This is a genomic window from Kitasatospora sp. NPDC001175 (assembly GCF_053598215.1).
Genome location: NZ_JBSFJU010000001.1, coordinates 283,720 through 302,579, shown reverse-complemented (window position 1 = coordinate 302,579; position 18,860 = coordinate 283,720). Strand labels below are relative to the sequence as shown.

Sequence of the window (18,860 nt, the reverse complement as noted above, 5' to 3'; positions counted from 1 at the left end):
GTCGGCCCTGGTCGGAGGCGCCCGGCAGGCCGCACGGCGGGCCTCGACCAGGCGGCGGGCGTCAGCCGTACGACAGCTTGCTGCACGGGTCGTCGTCGGCGGAGCGGGCCGCGTCGCTGACGCTGGTCGGCAGCGGTCCGGGCGGAACGGCGGCGCTCTTGTCCCCGCCGTCCGAGGAGGCGAAGTCCTGGCCGAGGACCAGGCTGATGCCCGGGCGGCCGACCGCCTCCAGCCGGGAACCGGGGAAGAGCCGGGCCACCGTCTGCGCCCCGTCCTTCTCGCCGCTGCCGTACTCGACCGTGGTGGTGGCGTGGTCCCGGTCGGCGGCGTTGGCCTTGCCGGTGACCGTGAAGTCGGCCCCCTCCAGCAGGCTCGCGGCCTTGGTGCTCAGACCCGGTGCGGTGGTGCCGTTGTAGACGGCGACCGCGATCCCCGTGCCCTTCGCGGCGGGCGCGGCGGCCGCGGGCGATGCGGTGGGGGTGCCCCCGGGGCCGGGAGAACTCGACGCGCCGCCGCCGGCGTCCTGGCCGTCGAGCGTGCGGTCGGCCTTCAGCGCCGCCCAGAGCTGGTCGATGTCGGGGTGCACCAGCGAGACCCGGGCGCCGTTGTATCTCCACGGGGCGGTGAGGAACTTGATGTTCTTCAGGTCGATGTCCTTCAGTGACATCGCGAAGGCGAGCAGCTTGTCCGCCGAGCCGAGCCCCGGGTCCACGGTCAGCGACTTGGTGGCCGCGTCGGCGAGCGGGAGCAGGGTGGTCGGGTTCATCCCCTGGCTCTTCACGGTCTTGGCCAGCGAGGAGAGGAAAGCCTGCTGACGCTGCATCCGGCCGATGTCCGAGCCGTCGCCGATGCCGTGCCGCACCCGTACGTAGTCCAGTGCCTGCTGACCCGACACCTTCTGCGGACCCTTGGCGAAGATCTGCTTGCCCTTGTGGCCCAGGTTGGGGTTGAGGTCGCCCTCGTAGACGTCGCTCGGGACGCAGACGTTCACCCCGCCGACCGCGCTGGTCATCGCCGCGAACCCGGTGAAGTTCACCACCACGGTGTGGTCCATCCGCAGGCCGGTCAGCTTCTCGATGGTGTTCTGGGTGCAGGCCGGGTTGCCCTGCGCGGTGTCGCCCACCGCGAAGGCGCTGTTGAACATGGCGTTGGTCTGCGGTGCCGTCCACTTCCCGTCCGCCTTGCACGGCGGGATGTCCACCAGCGAGTCGCGCGGGATCGAGACGCCCACCGCGTGCTTGTGGTCGGCGTAGACGTGCAACAGGATCGTGGTGTCCGAGCGGGCTCCGATGTCCCCGCCGCCGCCGAGGTCCTTGTTGCCGCCGTCGCGCGAGTCCGAACCGATCAGCAGCACGTTCACCGGGGTGTTGCCGTTGGCGTCCGGGGCGGCCGCCGGCGGGCGGTCCGCGCTGAGGCCGCCGCCGTCGAAGGTGTTGATGTTGGCGTTCAGCCGGTAGTAGACCCCGGCGGTGCCGAGGATCACCAGCGAGAGCGTCGCGGCGCCGGCCCACAGGGCGATCTTCTTCTTGCCGCGCCGTGGCTTCGGGGCCGGGCCGTCGGGTATCCCGGGACGGCCCTCGGGGGCGGGTCGGCTGCGTGGAGGCGTACGCGAATCCGAGCCGGTCATGCGCGCAACCTTTCGCGGCGGGTGCGGAGTGAATCGCCGCGCGGGCGGCGCGCAGGCGTGGCCGGCGCGGTGCGGACGGGCGAGGGTGGCGGGCAGGCTCGACGATGGGCCCCCCGATTGTCTTCTACAGTGGTGTAGAAGACGAGCGAAGCATACAAAGCCGACACGGTGAAGTCACCCCTGCCGGTTCCGCCAAGGGGTGTGACCCGGCGTCGGGTGCCGCAGCGGGCAGCCCCGGCCCCACCGCGCGCCGGGCTCCGGGGCCGCCCGCCCGGGCTCCGGGTCGACTCATGGTCCGAGCCCGCTCAGTAGGATGAAGGCCGCGCCCCGCCCGGCGGCGCCGCGGCGGCGGAGGGATGAGGTCATCGCCATGGACGAGGAGCTGAACGCACCGGCGAGGGACCCCAGGGTGCGCCGTCGGGGGCAGGGCGAACTGGAGGCCCAGGTGCTCGCCGTCCTGCGCGAGGCGCCGGGCCCCGCGACCGCGAGCTGGGTCCAGGAACGCCTCGACGGGGACCTCGCCTACACCACGGTGATGACCATCCTCTCCCGGCTGCACGCCAAGGACGCCGTCTCCCGCACCAGGTCCGGGCGTTCCTACCGCTGGCTCGCCTCCGCCGACGCCGCCGGACTCGCCGCGCTGCGGATGCGCAGGGTGCTCGACGGCGAGGACGATCGCGACGCGGTGCTGGCCAGCTTCGTTAGTGCCCTCCTCCCGCACGACGAGGACCTGCTGAGGGCCCTGCTCGACAGTGCCGCGGAGGACGGCACCGGCTGAGCGGGGCGAACCGCCCGCACTCCTGTGCGTCGCACGGCCGTTGACGGCTCGTTCGGGCCCGTGGGGCGCTCGGCGGGTGTCGCGGGCCCGTGGTGTGCGCGGCCGGGCGGGCGCTTCGGCGGGGCGCCACGTGGGAAGCTGGACGGTGTGAAGCTCATCGATTTCGTGCTCAATGTGCTCTGGCTGGTCTTCTGCGGGATCTGGATGGCCATCGGCTATGCCGTCGCCGGGATCGTCTGCTTCGTGCTCGTCGTGACCATTCCGTTCGGCATCGCCAGCTTCCGGATAGCCGGGTACGTGCTGTGGCCGTTCGGGCGGACGACGGTGGAGCGGCCCGACGCCGGGGCGGGGTCGTTCATCGGCAATGTGATCTGGTTCGTCTTCGCGGGCTGGTGGCTGGCGATCGGGCACCTGGTGACCAGCATCCCGCTGTTCCTGTCGATCATCGGGATCCCGTTCGGCTGGGCCAACCTGAAGCTGATCCCGATCTCGCTGATGCCGCTCGGGCGCGAGGTGGTCTCCACCGACGAGCGCTTCGGCGGGCGCTGAGGCGGCGGGCCGGGGGCACCGGGGCCGCCCGGAGCGGGTTCGGTACGGTGGGGCGCCCCGTTCCACCGAAGGAAGAAGACGCCGTCGTGCCCACCTGGCGCCGTACGCTGACGGCCGCTGGCATCACCGAGGCGCCGGTGCGCGCGGTCTACACCGCCGCCGCCCGGCGGGTGGTGCGACGGGAACAGGCCCCTTACCTGGCACTGCGGTTGCTGGCGGAACCCGCGCTGGTGCCGCACCTGGTGGCCGGGTTGGCGTTCATGAACCTGGTGGACGACGTGGCCGAGAGCGGCCCAGTCGAACAACGGGCCGGAAACCTCCGGGAGTTGAGCGAGCGCACGATGCGGGCGCTGTCCTGCGGGCACAGCACGGAGCCGGTGCTGACGGCATACGCGCACGCGGTGGCCGAGCGGGGGCTGCCGACCTCCTGGGTGTCGGCCTTCCTGGACGGGGCGGCCGCCGTCGAGGCGTCCTTCGCCGGCTTCGGCACCGAGGGTGACTACCAGGCGTACCTGGACGACTACGCCTGCCCGGGGCTGCTGGTCTTCGCCGGGCTGCAGTACCAGGGCGGGCCGGGCGCGCAGGAGGCGGCCGGTTGGCGGCGGTTCGTGGACGCGGCGCAACGGGTGGACTTCCTGGCCGACCTCGCCGGGGACCTGCGGGAGGGCCGGCTCTGCATCCCGCGCGATCAGCTGGACCGGCACAAGGTCACCCGGGCCGAACTGGAGCAGGGCGTGGACAGCGGCGCGGTGCGGGCGCTGCTGGCCGAGCTGCGCGGGCAGGCGGGAACGGCGCTGGACGCGGCGCGGGACGTGGTCGGGCTCAGCGCGCCCGGACTGCGGCCGGTGGGGCGAGCGATGATCGAGTTGATGGAGTGCCAGTTGCGTGCGGTCGAGCGCGCGGGGGCGGGGGCGCTCCGACGGGACGTGGGGTACGGGGTGGTGGCGCCGCTGCGGGTGCTGGCGCGGGCGCGGCGAACCTCCCGGTGAGCGTCGGCACCCCGCATTCGCCCGCCCGTCCGTGCCCCGTACTGGGCACCCCGGTCGGCCGAACTCCCCGTCGCGGGGCGTCAGTCGGCGGGCGGCAGTGCCTCGCGCAGCGCGCGGAACTCCGCCGCCAGCCCGTCCAGTGTGTAGTGGGCGTTCAGGCCACTGGGGTTGGGCAGTACCCACACCTCGGTGTCGCCGATCCGCTCCGGCTGCCGGCCGATCCGGGTGCGCGGCCTGCCGAAGGCGGTCCGGTACGCGCCGATCCCCAGCACGGCCAGTACCCGGGGCCGCAGGCGTTCCACCCGTTCCACCAACCCCGCGCCGCCCTGCCGGTACTCCTCGGCGGTCAGTTCGTCCGCCTTGGCCGTGGTGCGCGCGACGACGTTGGTGATGCCCAGGCCGAGTGCGAGCAACTCCCGCTGTTCGTCCGGCCGGAACTGGCGCGGGGTGAATCCCGAGCGGTGCAGCGCCGGCCAGAACCGGTTGCCGGGACGGGCGAAGTGGTGACCGGTGGCGCCCGACCAGAGACCGGGGTTGATCCCGCAGAACAGCACCCGCAGTCCGGGAGCGGTGACGTCCGGGATGGTGGTGCCCTGGGCGGCGGCGAGCTGCTCGGGGGTGGGGCGGATCGGCTTGGTCATCCGGTCAGTCTGCCGGGCCGGGACCCGGCACCGCCAAGCGGTCCCGCATTCCCGGGACTCGGTTCCGGCCGTCCTGACCCGGCCGGAACTTGGCAGAAGATCTAATAAATAGTCAGTTCGAATATTCCTGTGGCCCGGTATGCCATAAGTAGCGCAGAATGACTGAGTGTCGTACGAACTCAGAGCGCTGATCGCCTCGGTCGAACTGGCCAATGTGGTGGCCGCGGAGGTCCGGCTCGCGCGGGCTGTGCAGCTGCAGCAGGAGCTGGCCCTGATCCCGCTGACCGCCGAACTCCTCGACTCTCTCGACCAGCACGAGGGCGCGGTGGTGGCGGGCTTCACCTTCTTCCCCCGGGGGTTCGAACGCAGGCTGAACGCGTGGTCCAAGGCCGGCCCGATCGCCTATGTCGAGGCCGACTACTTCGGTGGCCGGGGTAGCCAGCAGGGCGCGGTCTGGCTGGACGGGAAGATCGCACTCGGCCCGGTCGGTGTCGCGGTCGGTGAGTCCTTCCCGGCCGAAGGCAGTCCGATATCCCAGGTGCTGCGCCGCCTCGGCGCCCACCGCCCGTACGGGGAGGACGAGTTCGAGGCGGTCGGCCTCGGCAGGCACCGGCACACGGAGGGCTGGCTGGAGCGCTGACCCGGCCGGCGGCGGTCCACCCGGCGTGCAGCGCCCCGTAGACGTACTCGTCGAGGTCGAAGGTGGTGACGATCACCACCCGCAGCGGGGCGGCCACCCCGGGCCCGGCCGGGGCGCGGGTGGCCCCGATGCCGTCCGGTCCCGGTGTCCGGATGTCGACCAGGCACGCGTCCGGGCGTAGCCGCCGGGCCAGGTCCACCGCCTCGGCGCCGTCGGCGACCTCGCCGACCACGGTGATGTCGTCCCGGTCCTCCAGGGTGAGCCGCAGGCCGCCGCGGACAATGGCTTGGTCGTCCGCGAGCAGGAGCGTGCCGTGCCCGGCGCCCGGCCGCAAGAGGGTGGGCAACACCGAGGGCGCAGGCTGTGGTCAGCACTGCGCCCTCGTGTGCCCTGGCCTGCGAAAACCAGCGTTTTCGCAGGCCCAGGGCCTGTTTAGCGGTAGTTCACGAACTGGATCGCGAAGTCGAGGTCCTTGCCCTTGAGCAGCGCCTGGACCGCCTGCAGGTCGTCCCGGCTCTTCGAGGTGACCCGCAGCTCGTCGCCCTGAACCTGAGCCTTGACCCCCTTGGGGCCCTCATCGCGGATGATCTTCGCGACCTTCTTGGCATCGTCCTGGGAGATGCCCTCCTTCACGTTCGCGAAGATCTTGTACTCCTTGCCGGAGAGCTGCGGGTCGCCCGCGTCCAGCGCCTTGAGCGAGAGCCCGCGCTTGATGAACTTGCTCTGGAGCACGTCCAGGATGGCCTTGACCCGCTCCTCGCCGTTGGCCTTCATCTCGATCTTCTCGCCCGACCGGCTGATCTCGCCGCCGACGTTCTTGAAGTCGAAGCGGGTGGCGATCTCGCGGGAGGTCTGGTTGATCGCGTTGTCGACCTCCTGCCACTCGACCTTCGAGACGATGTCGAAACTGGAGTCGGCCATGTGTGTTGGTCTCCTTGATGCTCTGGCTTCACGGTCCGCCCCCGCCCGCACGGAGCAGGTGCCGCCCAAGCCTATCCAGCGCCGTACCCGCCCGCCCGCGACAGCCACGCGGTGCCCGGGATCGCTTCCGGGTCCGCCGGGTTCCCGGCGGCCGCCTACCGAGTGGCGAACCACCCCCATCCATCAGGTATGGTTTACCAAGTCGAACGGGGCAAACCCCGGGAGGCCAAAATCCTGGCTGGTTGCCCGAGCGGCCAAAGGGAGCAGACTGTAAATCTGTCGCGCAAGCTACGCAGGTTCGAACCCTGCACCAGCCACAGGATAGAGAAACGGCCCCTGATCTGCGGAAACGCAGATCAGGGGCCGTTTTTCGTCGTGCCGCGTCGTGCCGTCGTGAAGGCCGTCGCGGCAGGTGCTCGGGGCCGGGGCCGCGCCGGGTGGCGGCTCCCGGCCGGGGAGGGTCAGGCCTGGGTCGCGGCGAAGCGGGCGGAGACGTCCTGCCAGTTGACGACGTCCCAGAGGCGGGTGACGTAGTCCGGGCGGACGTTCCGGTACTGCAGGTAGTACGCGTGCTCCCAGGCGTCGAAGGCGAGCAGCGGGGTGGTGCCCTGGCCGACGTTGCCGTGGTGGTCGTAGACCTGCTCGACGATCAGGCGCTGGCCGAGCGGTTCCCAGGAGAGGATGCCCCAGCCGGAGCCCTGGACGCCGACGGTGGCGGTGGTGAGTTGCTTCTGGAAGGCCTCGAAGCTGCCGAAGTGCTCGGTGATGGCGTCGGCGAGGGCGCCGTCGGGGCGGTCGCCGCCCTCGGGGGAGAGGTTCTGCCAGAAGAGCGAGTGCAGGACGTGGCCGGAGAGGTGGAAGGCGAGCGTCTTCTGCAGGCCGACCAGGCCGCCGAACTGCTCCTTGTCGCGGGCCTCGGCGAGCTGCTCGACGGTGTCGTTGGCGCCCTTGACGTAGGCGGCGTGGTGCTTGGAGTGGTGCAGTTCGAGGATCTCCGCCGACATCGCGCGCTCCAGCGCGGAGTAGTCGTACGGAAGGTCGGGGAGCGTGTACTGAGCCATGGTTGAGAGAGCTCCTAGTCGCTGTGGTTCAGCTGTGCTGCACAGGTGTTCGCCGTGCCCGGGCAACACTATTGCGTATGGCTTGCAATTGCATCTGAATGGCAGCACAGTGTTGCTCCGGGGGGTGGGCGGCCAGTCAGCCTCCCCGCTGAAGATCGTTCCGGAGTACTGCCGGGGGCCTTCGCCAGAGCTGATCGTCTTCCCAACCGGCGCCCGCCGGGACACCCGGCCGCTCGCCCCCGCACCCGGTGCGCGCTCCCCGGGGTCCGCCGTCGACGCCGATCCGTCCACGCCCCGTCAGGGCCGCGTAGGGATCCCCCGCCGCCCCGTCAGGGCTTCGTCAAGGGCGATCGCGCCGCCCGTCGCCGCTGCTTCGCTGGGAGGGACCGAGCCGGAAGGCCGGGCCGGAGCGAGTGGAGGGCGGAGATGGAGCACAGCCGGGAGTACGGCGCGCAGCGCCGTCTGGTGGTCGGCGTCAGCGGATCTCTGGGCAGCCTGGCCGCGCTGCACCAGGCCGTCGCCGAAGCCCGCCGCACCGATGCCGAGGTGCTCGCCGTCCTGGTCTGGGAGCCGCCGGGCGGGGAGCACGGGTACCGGCGCTCGCCCTGTCCACCGCTGCTCTCGGCCGTCCGGGCCGCCGCGGTCGACCGGCTGCGCACCGCGTTGGACGAGGCCTTCGGCGGTGCGCCTGCCGACCTCGGGGCGCGCTTCCAGTCCGAGGTCGTCCGCAGTGAACCCGGTTTCGCCCTGGTGCGGTTGGCGGACCGGCCGGGCGACGTCCTGGTGATCGGCGCCGGACACGGCAGCCGGTTGCGCCCCTCGGTCGCCCGGTACTGCCTGCGGCACGCCACCTGCCCGGTGCTCGCGGTGCCCAGGCCCGAGCTCCAGCGCGAACTGGAGCACCGTCGGTACTGGCCGCTCCGCGGCCTCGGCGACCTCCGTGCGCTCTGGCACCCGCGGACGCCCGAAACGGTCGAGGACCTCGAACTCGCCTTCCGGCGCTGAGGGGCGTGCCGTGCGGTTGTACCGGGCCAGGCCCGGTAGCCACTGGTACCGTCCGGTCACCTTCCGGCTGGCGCCGGACATGTCGATGGCGCTCGGGCTTGTCGGCGGTGCCGCACTGGCCGGGACGCTCGCCGGGGTGGGGGAGTTGCGGCCGAGCTGGTTCGCGCTGGGCGCGTACGCCGTGCTCTGCGGCGTACTCGGTACGGTCTCGCGCCCGCTGGCAGCGCCGATGATCGCCGGAGCCGGCTGGCTGTTCTACGACGGCTTCGTCGTCCACCGCTTCGCCGAGCTCGGCTGGGCGGGCCTGGGGGTCGAACCGGCCCGCTTCGCGCTCCTCACCGCCGCCGCCCTGGCCGGCTCGCTCCCGGCCGCCCTCCCGCGGCGCCGGATACGCGTCACCCGGCTCGCCCCGCCCGTGTAGGTCCGGCGGGGCGAGCGGAAGCCTCGGGGGTGCGCCGAGGCGGGGCCTCCCGCTCGCCTCCTCGAACTTGGACGAGCTCCGCTCTGCTGTGCTCCGCTCCGGCCCGGCGCAGGCGCCCGTCCGGCTCCCCCGTCCTGCGCCCCGCCCACTCCTTGCGCACCGCGCCCCTGACGGCACGTCCGCTCGCGCGTCGAGGCGCGCCGCCGGCGCGCGAGCGGACACGCCGTCAACACCGCGTCAGTTCGCCCGGTCGGAGCGTCAAGAAGGCGTCAGGAGAAGCTGTCCGCGCCCCGGCCCCGGCCACGATCGGAGCACACCGAACAATGGAGGTCAGGCCGATGCCCGGCACCGACATGGAGCGCCCGGCGGGTTTCCTCGCCGTGGATGAGGAGCCACCTGATACCGGCGCCCCGCACGAGGACGCGCACTCCCGCGACAAGCTGACCGTCCTCGGCGGCCTGGCAGCCCTGTCGCTGGACGCGATGGCCTCGGTGGCGTACGGTCCCGAGTCGATCGTGCTGGTGCTGGCCGCCGCGGGGGCGTACGGCCTCGGGTTCACGCTTCCGGTCACCGTCGCCATCGCCGTGCTGCTGGCCGTGCTGGTGGCCTCCTACCGGCAGGTGATCGCCGCCTTCCCGGACGGCGGTGGCTCGTACGCGGTCGCCAAGGCGCACCTCGGCCGTCGGGCCGCGCTGACCGCGGCCGCCTCGCTGGTCATCGACTACATCCTGAACGTGGCGGTCTCCGTCACCGCCGGCGTCGCCGCGCTGACCTCCGCCGTGCCCGAGCTGTACGACCAGCGGGTCTGGCTCTGCCTGGGCGTACTGGCCCTGGTCACCGCGGTGAACCTGCGTGGGGTCGCCGAGTCGGCCCGGTGGTTCATGGCCCCGACGGCCGTCTTCGTGCTCTCCATCCTGGCGATCATCGTGGCCGGACTGTTCCGGTCCGCGCCCGCCAGCACCGCGGCCGCTGCCGGGCACGCCTCCTCCCTGGCGGACAACGCCACCACGGTCGGCGCGCTGCTGCTGCTCAAGGCCTTCGCGGCCGGCTGCTCGGCGCTGACCGGCGTCGAGGCGGTGGCCAACGCCGTCCCGTCGTTCCGTACGCCCAGGGTCAGACGCGCCCAGCACACCGAGGTCGCGCTCGGCGCGCTGCTCGGCGTGATGCTGATCGGCCTGGCCGTACTGATCGGCCGGTTCCACCTCCAGCCGGTCGAGGGCGTCACCGTGCTCGCCCAGTTGGCGGACGCCTCGCTCGGCCACGGCTTCGGCTTCTACCTGGTGCAGTTCTCCACCGTGATCCTGCTGGGACTGGCCGCCAACACCTCCTTCGGCGGACTGCCCGTGCTGATGCACCTGCTGGCCCGGGACAACAACCTGCCGCACGTCTTCGCGCTGCGCGCCGACCACCAGGTGCACCGGCACGGCGTGCTCTTCCTCTCGCTGGCCTCGGCGGTGCTGCTGGTCGGCTCCGGCGGTGACGTCAACAGCCTGGTGCCGCTCTTCTCCATCGGCGTCTTCGTCGGCTTCACCATCTGCCAGGTGGGCATGGTCAGGCACTGGAAGGGCGAGCGCGGGTCCGGCTGGCGCGGCAAGGCCCTGCTCAACGGCTTCGGCGCGGTGCTCACCGGCACCGCCACCGTCGTGGTCACCGGCACCAAGTTCACCGAGGGCGCCTGGGGCATCTGCCTCGCGCTGCCGCTGCTGGTCGCGCTGTTCGAGCTGGTGCACCGCAGCTACGACCGGATCGGCGAGCGGCTGGAGCTGGGCCGCCTGCCGGGCCCGGTGACCCGGCAGCGCTCGCTGGTCCTCGTCCCGGTCACCGCGATCTCCCGGCTGACCAGGGACGCCCTGACGGCCGCGGTCTCGCTCGGCGACGAGGTCATGGCCGTCACCGTGGTGCACACCAGCCCGGACGCCGAGGACAGGCAGGCCGCCGAGGCGCTGCGCCGCGACTGGGAGCTGTGGGAGCCGGGCGTCCCGCTGGTCGAGGTGCCGGACGCGCACCGCAGGCTCGGCGCTCCGCTGGCGGCGTACGTCAACGAGCTCAGCGTCGAACGCTCCTACGAGCGGATCACCGTGTTGATCCCCGAGGTCGAGCCCGCCAAGTTCTGGCAGCGCGCGCTGCAGAACCAGCGCGGCGCGGTGATCGACCGGGCGCTGCGCCGCCGGACCGACGCCGCGGTCTGCCGGCTGCGGCTTCGGATGTAGCGCGGGCGGCGTAGCTGGAAACGGGCTGTGAACGGGCTGTGAACCGGCTGAAAGGTAACCGTTGCCCCATATCCCGATTACAGCTCGACATCTTGACGGACCCTTAACGCCGGGCCCGCAGACCACTGCGGGCCCGGCGCGAGACGCTCGCGCCAACTACTCCGACCTGGGTAAACGCTGCTCCAGCCGGGTGAGTGGGTGGCGTGTCGGGGGTCGTATGGGCCCATTAAGACCTCGTTAGAGCGTCTTACGCTCGCTGCTGTGTTCAACGTGCCCCAGGCGCTCAAGCGCCTTGTGATCGGTAAGGCCATGCGCAGCGAGGAACTGGGCGAGACGCTGCTGCCCAAGCGCCTCGCCCTGCCGATCTTCGCTTCCGACCCGCTCTCCTCGGTGGCCTACGCCACCGAGGAGATCCTGCTGGTGCTCACCGTCGGTGGCACCGCGTTCCTGTACCTGACCCCGTGGATCGCGGCGGCCGTGGTCGCGCTGATGGCGGTCGTGGTGATGTCCTACCGCCAGGTGGTGCACGCCTATCCGGGGGGCGGCGGCTCGTACGAGGTGGTGACCAGGAACCTCGGGGCCAAGCCGGGCCTGGTGGTGGCGGCGGCACTGCTGGTCGACTACGTGATGACCGTCGCGGTGTCGGTGGCCTCCGGCGTGGACAACGTCATCTCGGCGTTCCCGGGCATCGACGACTACCGGGTCCCGATGGCCGTCGCCTTCGTGGCGCTGCTCGCCGCGATGAACCTGCGCGGAGTGCGGGAGTCGGGCAAGGCCTTCGCCGCGCCGACGTACCTGTTCATCGGCGGCATCCTGCTGATGATCGTGACCGGCGTGATCAAGATGGCCTTCGGGCACGCCCCGGTGGCCGCCAGCGCCCAGTACGGCATCGCGCCGATCGACCACAACGACACCCTCAAGGGCATCGGTCTGCTGATGCTCGGCCTGCGCGCCTTCGCCTCCGGCTGTACCGCGCTGACCGGGGTCGAGGCGATCTCCAACGGCGTGCCGGCCTTCCGCGAGCCGAAGGCCAGGAACGCCGCCCGGACCATGAGCGCGATGGGCTTGATCGCCGTGCTGATGTTCGTCGGCGTCACCGTGCTGGCACTGGTCGCCAAGGTGCACAAGACCGACGACAGCTGCCAGCTGATCGGGTACGTCGGCGACTGCCACAGCTACTCCCAGCCGACCGTGATCGCCCAGCTGGCCGCCGCGGTCTTCGGCGGCGACCACAGCATCCTGTTCTACGTGATCCAGGCGGCCACCGCGCTGGTCCTGGTCCTGGCCGCGAACACCGCCTTCAACGGCTTCCCGCTGCTCGGCTCGATCCTCGCCCAGCACAGCTACCTGCCCCGGCAGATGCACACCCGGGGCGACCGGCTGGCCTTCTCGAACGGCATCATCGCACTGGCCGTGGTCAACATCGCGCTGCTGTGGGCCTACAAGGCGAACGTCAACAACCTGATCCACCTGTACATCCTGGGTGTGTTCACCTCCTTCACGCTGTCCCAGATCGGCATGGTCCGGCACTGGAACAAGGTCCTGGACGGGGAGACCGACCCCTCGGTGCGCGGCTCGGCGCAGCGCTCCCGGGTGATCAACGCCTTCGGCGCGCTCACCACCGGCCTGGTGCTGGTGATCGTTATGGCCACCAAGTTCACCGAGGGCGCCTGGCTCGCCGTGGTGGCGGCGCTCGTGCTGTTCGCGATGATGCGCGGCATCCGCAAGCACTACGACTCGGTCGCCGAGGAGCTGGCCGTGGACGACCCCCGCGAGGAGGCGGTCCGTCCGTCCAAGGTCCACGGCATCGTCCTGGTCTCCAAGCTGCACCGGCCCACGCTGCGCGCCCTCGGTTACGCCGAGGCGTTCCGCCCGGACGTGCTGGAGGCCGTGACGGTGGCCGTCGACAAGGACGACACCGAGGAGCTGGAGGCCAAGTGGGAGGAGTACGGGATCGAGGTCCCGCTGAAGGCGCTGGACTCCCCGTACCGCGAGGTCACCAAGCCGGTCGTCGCGTACGTCCGCTCGATCCGCCGCACCACCCCCAGGGACGCCGTCGCGGTCTTCATCCCCGAGTACGTGGTCGGCCACTGGTGGGAGCACGTGCTGCACAACCAGTCGGCGCTGTGGCTGAAGAGCCGGCTGCTGTTCACCCCCGGTGTGATGGTGATCAGCGTCCCGTGGCAGCTCACCTCGGCCGGGCGGGCCTACCACCCGACCCGCCGCGCCCCCGGCGCGGTCCGCCGCGGCGAGCCGTCGGTGCGGTCCGAGCACGAGGAGCTCCCGGCCCCCGAGAACGCCTGAGGCGCGGCGCAGGGCCCGCGAAGCCCCGACCGCGTGAGCGGTCGGGGCTTCGTTCGTCAACGATGCGTCAAGAGCGGGCCGTTGCCCGCCAAGAGCGCGTCAGCGCGGCCGGTGGCGGGCCCTGTCGGCGGATAGCCTCGTGGCCGAGAGCCGGCGCTGCTCCGTGGGGGTGCCGCAGCCGGCCGCGCGGTGGGCGTGGGGGCCCACCGGCCGCGATGCCCGTTCGGGCAGTTGAGGGCGCCGCCGTACCGGGGAGACGAGTCACGCGTACGGCGGCTGCCCGGGCCGGCGCCTCCAGGGCGCATTCCGGCGGCGTGAGGAGCCGTGCGCGCGCCGGGGCGCTGGCCGGTGGGCACAGCCGTCTCCCGGTGCCGGCGGTCAGCCGGGGCCGCACTGGCGGGGCAGCGCGAGGGCCACGGTGTCCGCGAACTCGCGGACCGCGCTGGTGCGGCTGACGATCCGTCCGCAGTGCACCACGAGACGGCTGTGCCCACCGGCCAGCGCCCCGGCGACGCTGTCGCCGCGCACCGCGAGCAGCTCGGCGGGGAAGCCCGCGTCCACCCGTACCGGAGGCAGCCCGAGGGTGATCCTGGCCTGGTTGCTGACCGCCTCGTACGCGGCCTGGGCATCGAGCGTGCCACCCGCCGCGAGCAGGTACGCGGACTCCAGCGGGTCGGCCCGGCCGACCGGATTGCTGAGGTCGCGCAGGGCGCCGCTGCCGGCCGTGAGCGGGATCCGGGCATCGGTCAACTCCCGTACCAGTGAAGGGCGCAGTCCGGTCGGCGGGCCTTCGAGCCCGGAGCAGCAGCCGTTCTGCGGCAGACAGACCAGCCGGATGCCGCCGGCGGCCAGCACGGTGGACGCGCCGGGTGTCAGCGCGCTGCACGGACCGAGCGCGACCCGTGGCCGCAGGGGGGCCAACAGGCCCGTGATCCGGGCGAGTTGGGCGGTGTCGGCGGCGGCGGTGTGCAGGTCGACCGGGCAGTCGGCCTCGCGGGCGGCCTCCAGCAGCACCTGGACGTAGCCGACGGGGTCGGGGTCGAGGTCGGGGCAGCCCCCGGCGGCGGTGGCGCCGAGCCTGAGGGCCTCGCGCAGTTGGGCGCGTCCGTCGGCCCCGGCGAGGCCGGTGAGCAGCCGGGGCATGGCGACCGTCTGGAGTTCGGCGAGCCCGCGCAGGGCCTGCCGGGCGGCGAGGACGGCCTCCAACCGGCGCAGGCCGTGGACGTCGCCGATCCGGACGTGGGTGCGCTGCGCGGTCGCGCCGTAGCCGAGCGAGGTGAGGGCGGCCTCGGTGACCCGGCGGACCAGGGCCGCCGATCCCTCGGGGGGCGGGGCGGTCGGCGCGGCGGAGAAGGCGGCGTCGTGGTGGGCGTGCGCCTCGGCCGGGGCGGGCAGGAGCACATAGCCACCCAGGTCGATCCGGGCGCCGGTGGTGGCGGTCGGGGCGCCCGGGAGGGCGGGGAGCGGGCCGAGGCTGCCGCTGGTGCCGACGGCCTGGATCCGGTCGCCGCTGATCCGCACGTCCACGACCCGGCCGTCGGCCAGCTTGGCGCCGGTGAGCAGCAGGACCGGGCCGTGGCTGAGCGGTCCCTCGGGCCCGGGGCGGGGGGAGGAGGGCGGCTGACCGGCCCGCCCGGCCCCGGGGCCGTCGGCGGGTGTGCTGTCAGCGCTCATCGGCCGGCTCCTCGCTGTCCGGCGGCCCAGGGCGCCCCGCGAGCCGCAAGATCACTGGGGGTCGAGCCTATGGGGAGTGGCGCCGGGGCGCTCGGAGGCGGGCAAAAGTCGTATCGGGTCGGGCCGTGGGTTCCCAGGCGGCGCTCGAATGCGAGTCTGGGATCGAAGCGTCCGTCCGGAGCGTCGACCTGGGATCTTCCGTGTCGGATGCGGATTTCACCTCTGGCCCGGAACCGTGTAATGTCTTCCTCGTTCGCCCCTATAGCTCAGTCGGTAGAGCGTCTCCATGGTAAGGAGAAGGTCAACGGTTCGATTCCGTTTGGGGGCTCTGGTGAGAGGACTCACGCCTCGGTGTGAGATCTGATCATCTAAGCGGTGTAGCTCAGTTGGTAGAGCAAGCGGCTCATAATCGCTGTGTCACCGGTTCAAGTCCGGTCACCGCTACCCGCGTAGTCGATCGGGAGATCGAACTCCCGATCGGCTACTCTTGTTGTGTTCTTATTCGTTGTCCAAGGAAGGCACTCCCGTGGCTGCCACCGACGTCCGCCCGAAGATCACGCTGGCCTGCGTGGAGTGCAAGGAGCGGAACTACATCACCAAGAAGAACCGGCGCAACGACCCGGACCGTCTTGAGATGAAGAAGCACTGCCCCCGTTGCAACTCGCACACCGCGCACCGCGAGACCCGCTGACCCAGCAGGGCGTCGTCGGGCCTGTGTGACAAAGGCTCTTGGCTCCAGGCCGCATCCCGCAAGGGGCGCGGCCTGGAGCTTTTTGCGTTGCTCCCGCACGGCCCCCACAGGTCGTGAAAAGTTCTGATCAGTAGTCGGAGGAGTTGCCCATGGCGCTCGACCCCTCGTTCATCGGGCGGACGTACCCGCCCACCCCGCCGTACGAGGTCGGCCGGGAGAAGATCCGCGAGTTCGCCGTCGCGATCGGCGACGCCAACCCGGCTTACACCGACCCCGAGGCGGCCAAGGCGCTCGGCTACCCGGACGTGATCGCCCCGCCGACCTTCCCGTTCGTGATCACGTACCAGGCCGCGGCGCAGGTGGTCAACGATCCGGAGCTGGGTCTGGACTTCTCCCGGGTGGTCCACGGCGACCAGAAGTTCGCCTACACCCGCCCGGTGCGGGCCGGTGACCGGCTGGCGGTCACCGTGACCATCGACTCGATCAAGTCGCTGGCGGGCAACGACGTCCTGTCGGTCCGCGGCGAGGTGCACGACGACAGTGGCGAGCACGTGGTCACCGCGTTCATGACGCTGGTGGCGCGGGCCGCGGACGAGGCGGGGGAGTAGCAGCCATGGCGATCAGCTTCGACGAGGTCGCGGTCGGCACCGAGCTGCCGGCCCGGTCCTTCCCGGTCACCCGGGCCACCCTGGTCCGCTACGCGGGCGCCTCGGGCGACTTCAACCCGATCCACTGGAACGAGAAGTTCGCGCTGGAGGTCGGCCTGCCCGACGTCATCGCGCACGGCATGTTCACCATGGCCGAGGCCGCCCGGGTGATCACCGACTGGGTCGGCGACCCGGGCGCGGTGGTCGAGTACGGCGTGCGGTTCACCCGGCCGGTGCCGGTGCCCAACGACGGCGTCGGCGCGGTGATCGAGGTCACCGGCAAGGTCGCGGCCCTGCTGGACGACCGGCGGGTGCGGGTCGACCTGGTGGCGACCAGCGGCGGCCAGAAGGTGCTCGGGATGTCCCGGGCCGTGGTCCAGCTCGGCTGACCGGGGCGCAGGCCGGGGCCCGGGGACGCTGCACCGCCTCCCCGGGCCCCGGTGCCGTCCGGCGTGCCCACCGCCACCGAGCCGCGGCCGAGCGGTGCCGCACCCGCCGCGGCGGGCGGCTGTGCCACCGTCCGGGCTCCGCGTCCGGACGGGCGGAGGCCGGGCGAGCAGCCCGGGGGCACCCCGTAGTCTGGAGCGCGTGCTTGTAGAACACGACGCCCCGCTCGCCCCGCTGACCACCCTCCGGCTCGGCGGCCCGGCCCGCCGTCTGGTCACCGCCACCACCGACGCCGAGGTCATCGCCACCGTCCGGGAGGCCGACGAAGCCGGTGAGCCGCTGCTGGTCATCGGCGGCGGCTCCAACCTGGTGATCGGGGACGCCGGGTTCGACGGCACCGTGCTGCGGATCGCCACCGGCGGCTTCGAGCTGGACGGCGCCACCCTGGAGCTCGCCGCCGGCGAGGTCTGGGCGGACGCCGTGGCCCGTACCGTCGACAAGGGGCTGGCGGGCATCGAGTTCCTGGCCGGCATCCCCGGCTCGGCCGGGGCCACCCCGGTGCAGAACGTCGGCGCGTACGGCCAGGAGGTGGCCAGCAGCATCACCGAGGTCGTCGCGTACGACCGCGCGGCCGGTGAGACGGTCACGCTGAGCGGCGCCGAGTGCGCCTTCTCCTACCGGCACAGCCGTTTCAAGGAGCAGCCCGACCGCTACGTGGTGCTCCGGGTGCGGTTCGCCCTGGAGGACGCCGCCGGGCAGTCCTCGCCGGTGAAGTACGCCGAGGTGGCGAAGACCCTGGGGGTCGAGGCCGAGCAGCGGGTCGACCTGCGGACGGCGTACGAGGCGGTGCTGCGGCTGCGGGCGGGCAAGGGCATGGTGCTGGACCCGGCGGACCACGACACCTGGTCGGCCGGCTCCTTCTTCACCAACCCGATCCTGACGGCCGATCAGCTCGCCGCGTTCCGGGCCCGGCTCGACGGGCGCACCGCCCCCGCCTACCCCGCGCCGGACGGCTGCACCAAGACCTCCGCCGCCTGGCTGATCGACCAGGCCGGCTTCGGCAAGGGTTGGGGCAGCGGGCCGGCCACCCTGTCCACCAAGCACACCCTGGCGCTGACCAACCGGGGCGGCGCGACCACCGAGGACCTGCTGGCGCTGGCGCGGGCGATCCGGGACGGCGTGCGGGACGCCTTCGGCGTGGAGCTGGTCAACGAGCCGGTGATGGTGGGTGTGAGCCTGTAGCGGGTGCTCCGGCGGCCGGCACGGCCGCCGGCCGCTACTGGGTCAGCCAGGCGTCGATGTCGGCAAGCAGCACCTTCTGGACGTCATCGGGAGCGCGCGAGCCGCGGACGGACTGGCGGGCCAGCTCGGCGAGCTCCTGGTCGGTGAAACCATGGGCGGTGCGGGCCAGTTCGTACTGGTCGGCCAGGCGGGAGCCGAACAGCAGGGGGTCGTCGGCGCCGAGGGCGAGCGGGACGCCGGCGTCGAAGAGCCGTCGCAGCGGGACCTGCTCGGCGTGCTCGTAGACGCCGAGCGCGACGTTGGAGGCGGGGCAGACCTCGCAGGTGATCTGGCGGTCGGCCAGGCGCTGCACCAGCCGGGGGTCCTCGGCCGACCGGACGCCGTGGCCGATCCGGCCGGCGCCCAGGTCGTCCAGGCAGTCCCGGACGGACTCGGGTCCGGCGAGCTCGCCGCCGTGCGGGGCGGCCAGCAGCCCGGCCTTGCGGGCGATCGCGAAGGCCCGGTCGAAGTCCCTTGCCAGACCGCGCCGTTCGTCGTTGGAGAGGCCGAAGCCGACCACGCCCCGGTCGGCGTATCGGACGGCCAGCCGGGCGAGGGTACGGGCGTCCATCGGCGACTTCATCCGGTTCGCGGCGACCAGCACCCGGATTCCCACCCCGGTCCGCTCGGAGGCGTCCTTGACGGCGTCCAGGATCAGTTCCAGGGCCGGGATCAGGCCGCCGAGGCGCGGGGCGTACGAGGTCGGGTCGACCTGGATCTCCAGCCAGCGGGAGCCGTCCCGGCGCTCGTCCTCCGCGGTCTCCAGGACCAGCCGCCGGATGTCCTCCTCCTCGCGCAGCACCGAGCGGGCGGTGTCGTACAGCCGCTGGAAGCGGAACCAGCCGCGCTCGTCGGTGGCCCGCAGCTTCGGCGGCCGGCCCGAGCTCAGCGCTTCGGGCAGGCGGACGCGGTGTTTGGCGGCCAGTTCCAGCAGGGTCGCGGGCCGCATCGAGCCGGTGAAGTGCAGGTGCAGGTGGGCCTTGGGAAGCGCCCGTACGTCGCGCAGGGGATCCATTCACGAATCCTGCCGCATC

General features: G+C 72.2%; 18 protein-coding genes, 3 tRNA genes and 1 pseudogene. 15 read left to right on the top strand and 7 right to left on the bottom strand.

The window, feature by feature from the left end; translation table 11 throughout:
• Nucleotides 1–61: 61 nt before the first annotated feature.
• Complete coding sequence (locus ACWDAK_RS01395; protein WP_427392811.1) at nucleotides 62–1,627, bottom strand: LCP family protein; 1,566 nt, start codon at nucleotides 1,625–1,627, stop codon at nucleotides 62–64.
• 370 nt (nucleotides 1,628–1,997) lie between these two features.
• Here ACWDAK_RS01395 and ACWDAK_RS01390 point away from each other — a divergent pair, with 370 nt between their 5' ends.
• The 3 genes from ACWDAK_RS01390 (at nucleotide 1,998) to ACWDAK_RS01380 (ending at nucleotide 3,943) form a co-directional block, all read left to right on the top strand.
• On the top strand, nucleotides 1,998–2,405 hold the full coding sequence (locus ACWDAK_RS01390) for a BlaI/MecI/CopY family transcriptional regulator (protein ID WP_344634861.1): 408 nt from the start codon (nucleotides 1,998–2,000) through the stop codon (nucleotides 2,403–2,405).
• Nucleotides 2,406–2,552: 147 nt separating this feature from the next.
• A complete protein-coding gene (locus tag ACWDAK_RS01385; protein WP_344634860.1) occupies nucleotides 2,553–2,954 on the top strand; it encodes a YccF domain-containing protein in 402 nt (133 codons plus the stop codon).
• 86 nt (nucleotides 2,955–3,040) lie between these two features.
• Entirely contained in the window at nucleotides 3,041–3,943 is a 903-nt protein-coding gene (locus ACWDAK_RS01380) for a phytoene/squalene synthase family protein (protein WP_427392812.1), read from the top strand.
• Between the two features lie 80 nt (nucleotides 3,944–4,023).
• Here ACWDAK_RS01380 and mug read toward each other — a convergent pair whose 3' ends face one another.
• Nucleotides 4,024–4,584: a G/U mismatch-specific DNA glycosylase gene (gene mug / locus ACWDAK_RS01375; RefSeq protein WP_344634858.1), complete on the bottom strand. Its 561-nt coding sequence runs from the start codon at nucleotides 4,582–4,584 to the stop codon at nucleotides 4,024–4,026.
• Between the two features lie 166 nt (nucleotides 4,585–4,750).
• On the opposite strand from mug, the gene ACWDAK_RS01370 reads away from it, so the two are divergent.
• On the top strand, nucleotides 4,751–5,224 hold the full coding sequence (locus tag ACWDAK_RS01370) for a hypothetical protein (protein ID WP_344635112.1): 474 nt from the start codon (nucleotides 4,751–4,753) through the stop codon (nucleotides 5,222–5,224).
• A 19-nt stretch (nucleotides 5,225–5,243) separates the two neighbouring features.
• Here ACWDAK_RS01370 and ACWDAK_RS01365 read toward each other — a convergent pair.
• A pseudogene (locus ACWDAK_RS01365) lies at nucleotides 5,244–5,558 on the bottom strand (response regulator); the annotation flags it as partial.
• Nucleotides 5,559–5,656: 98 nt separating this feature from the next.
• Nucleotides 5,657–6,145, bottom strand: coding sequence for a YajQ family cyclic di-GMP-binding protein (locus ACWDAK_RS01360; RefSeq protein ID WP_344634857.1), 489 nt, complete (start codon nucleotides 6,143–6,145; stop codon nucleotides 5,657–5,659).
• Nucleotides 6,146–6,381: 236 nt separating this feature from the next.
• On the opposite strand from ACWDAK_RS01360, the gene ACWDAK_RS01355 reads away from it, so the two are divergent.
• Nucleotides 6,382–6,462: transfer RNA gene (locus tag ACWDAK_RS01355), tRNA-Tyr, on the top strand.
• Nucleotides 6,463–6,606: 144 nt separating this feature from the next.
• Here the strand turns inward: ACWDAK_RS01355 and ACWDAK_RS01350 are convergent.
• On the bottom strand, nucleotides 6,607–7,206 hold the full coding sequence (locus ACWDAK_RS01350) for a superoxide dismutase (RefSeq protein ID WP_344634856.1): 600 nt from the start codon (nucleotides 7,204–7,206) through the stop codon (nucleotides 6,607–6,609).
• Nucleotides 7,207–7,632: 426 nt separating this feature from the next.
• Between ACWDAK_RS01350 and ACWDAK_RS01345 the strand changes: the two genes are divergently transcribed.
• The 4 genes from ACWDAK_RS01345 to ACWDAK_RS01330 all read left to right on the top strand — a co-directional run bounded on the left by ACWDAK_RS01345 (nucleotide 7,633) and on the right by ACWDAK_RS01330 (nucleotide 13,146).
• A complete protein-coding gene (locus ACWDAK_RS01345) occupies nucleotides 7,633–8,211 on the top strand; it encodes a universal stress protein (protein ID WP_344634855.1) in 579 nt (192 codons plus the stop codon).
• Between the two features lie 10 nt (nucleotides 8,212–8,221).
• Nucleotides 8,222–8,632 carry a hypothetical protein gene (locus ACWDAK_RS01340; RefSeq protein WP_344634854.1) on the top strand — a complete coding sequence of 137 codons (411 nt, stop codon included), beginning with the start codon at nucleotides 8,222–8,224 and terminating at the stop codon, nucleotides 8,630–8,632.
• 338 nt (nucleotides 8,633–8,970) lie between these two features.
• Complete coding sequence (locus ACWDAK_RS01335; protein WP_344634853.1) at nucleotides 8,971–10,842, top strand: APC family permease; 1,872 nt, start codon at nucleotides 8,971–8,973, stop codon at nucleotides 10,840–10,842.
• Between the two features lie 309 nt (nucleotides 10,843–11,151).
• Nucleotides 11,152–13,146, top strand: a complete 1,995-nt coding sequence (locus ACWDAK_RS01330) for an APC family permease (RefSeq protein ID WP_427392871.1) — start codon at nucleotides 11,152–11,154, stop codon at nucleotides 13,144–13,146.
• Nucleotides 13,147–13,524: 378 nt separating this feature from the next.
• Here the strand turns inward: ACWDAK_RS01330 and ACWDAK_RS01325 are convergent, their stop codons facing one another.
• The gene (locus ACWDAK_RS01325) at nucleotides 13,525–14,820 is read right to left on the bottom strand and encodes an amidohydrolase family protein (RefSeq protein ID WP_344634852.1); all 1,296 of its coding nucleotides are present in this window, start codon (nucleotides 14,818–14,820) and stop codon (nucleotides 13,525–13,527) included.
• A 255-nt stretch (nucleotides 14,821–15,075) separates the two neighbouring features.
• Between ACWDAK_RS01325 and ACWDAK_RS01320 the strand changes: the two genes are divergently transcribed.
• The 6 genes from ACWDAK_RS01320 to ACWDAK_RS01295 all read left to right on the top strand — a co-directional run bounded on the left by ACWDAK_RS01320 (nucleotide 15,076) and on the right by ACWDAK_RS01295 (nucleotide 17,787).
• A tRNA-Thr gene (locus ACWDAK_RS01320) sits at nucleotides 15,076–15,148 on the top strand.
• Between the two features lie 43 nt (nucleotides 15,149–15,191).
• Nucleotides 15,192–15,264: transfer RNA gene (locus ACWDAK_RS01315), tRNA-Met, on the top strand.
• Between the two features lie 82 nt (nucleotides 15,265–15,346).
• The gene (gene rpmG / locus ACWDAK_RS01310; RefSeq protein WP_006604855.1) at nucleotides 15,347–15,511 is read left to right on the top strand and encodes a 50S ribosomal protein L33; all 165 of its coding nucleotides are present in this window, start codon (nucleotides 15,347–15,349) and stop codon (nucleotides 15,509–15,511) included.
• 149 nt (nucleotides 15,512–15,660) lie between these two features.
• Nucleotides 15,661–16,119: a MaoC family dehydratase N-terminal domain-containing protein gene (locus tag ACWDAK_RS01305; RefSeq protein ID WP_344634851.1), complete on the top strand. Its 459-nt coding sequence runs from the start codon at nucleotides 15,661–15,663 to the stop codon at nucleotides 16,117–16,119.
• A gap of 5 nt (nucleotides 16,120–16,124) precedes the next feature.
• Nucleotides 16,125–16,547, top strand: coding sequence for a MaoC family dehydratase (locus ACWDAK_RS01300; RefSeq protein ID WP_344634850.1), 423 nt, complete (start codon nucleotides 16,125–16,127; stop codon nucleotides 16,545–16,547).
• A gap of 199 nt (nucleotides 16,548–16,746) precedes the next feature.
• A complete protein-coding gene (locus tag ACWDAK_RS01295) occupies nucleotides 16,747–17,787 on the top strand; it encodes a UDP-N-acetylmuramate dehydrogenase (RefSeq protein ID WP_344634849.1) in 1,041 nt (346 codons plus the stop codon).
• A gap of 34 nt (nucleotides 17,788–17,821) precedes the next feature.
• On the opposite strand, the gene ACWDAK_RS01290 is transcribed toward ACWDAK_RS01295, so the two are convergent.
• Nucleotides 17,822–18,841 (bottom strand): adenosine deaminase, encoded by a 1,020-nt coding sequence (locus ACWDAK_RS01290; RefSeq protein WP_344634848.1) that lies wholly within the window; start codon nucleotides 18,839–18,841, stop codon nucleotides 17,822–17,824.
• Nucleotides 18,842–18,860: the final 19 nt, after the last annotated feature.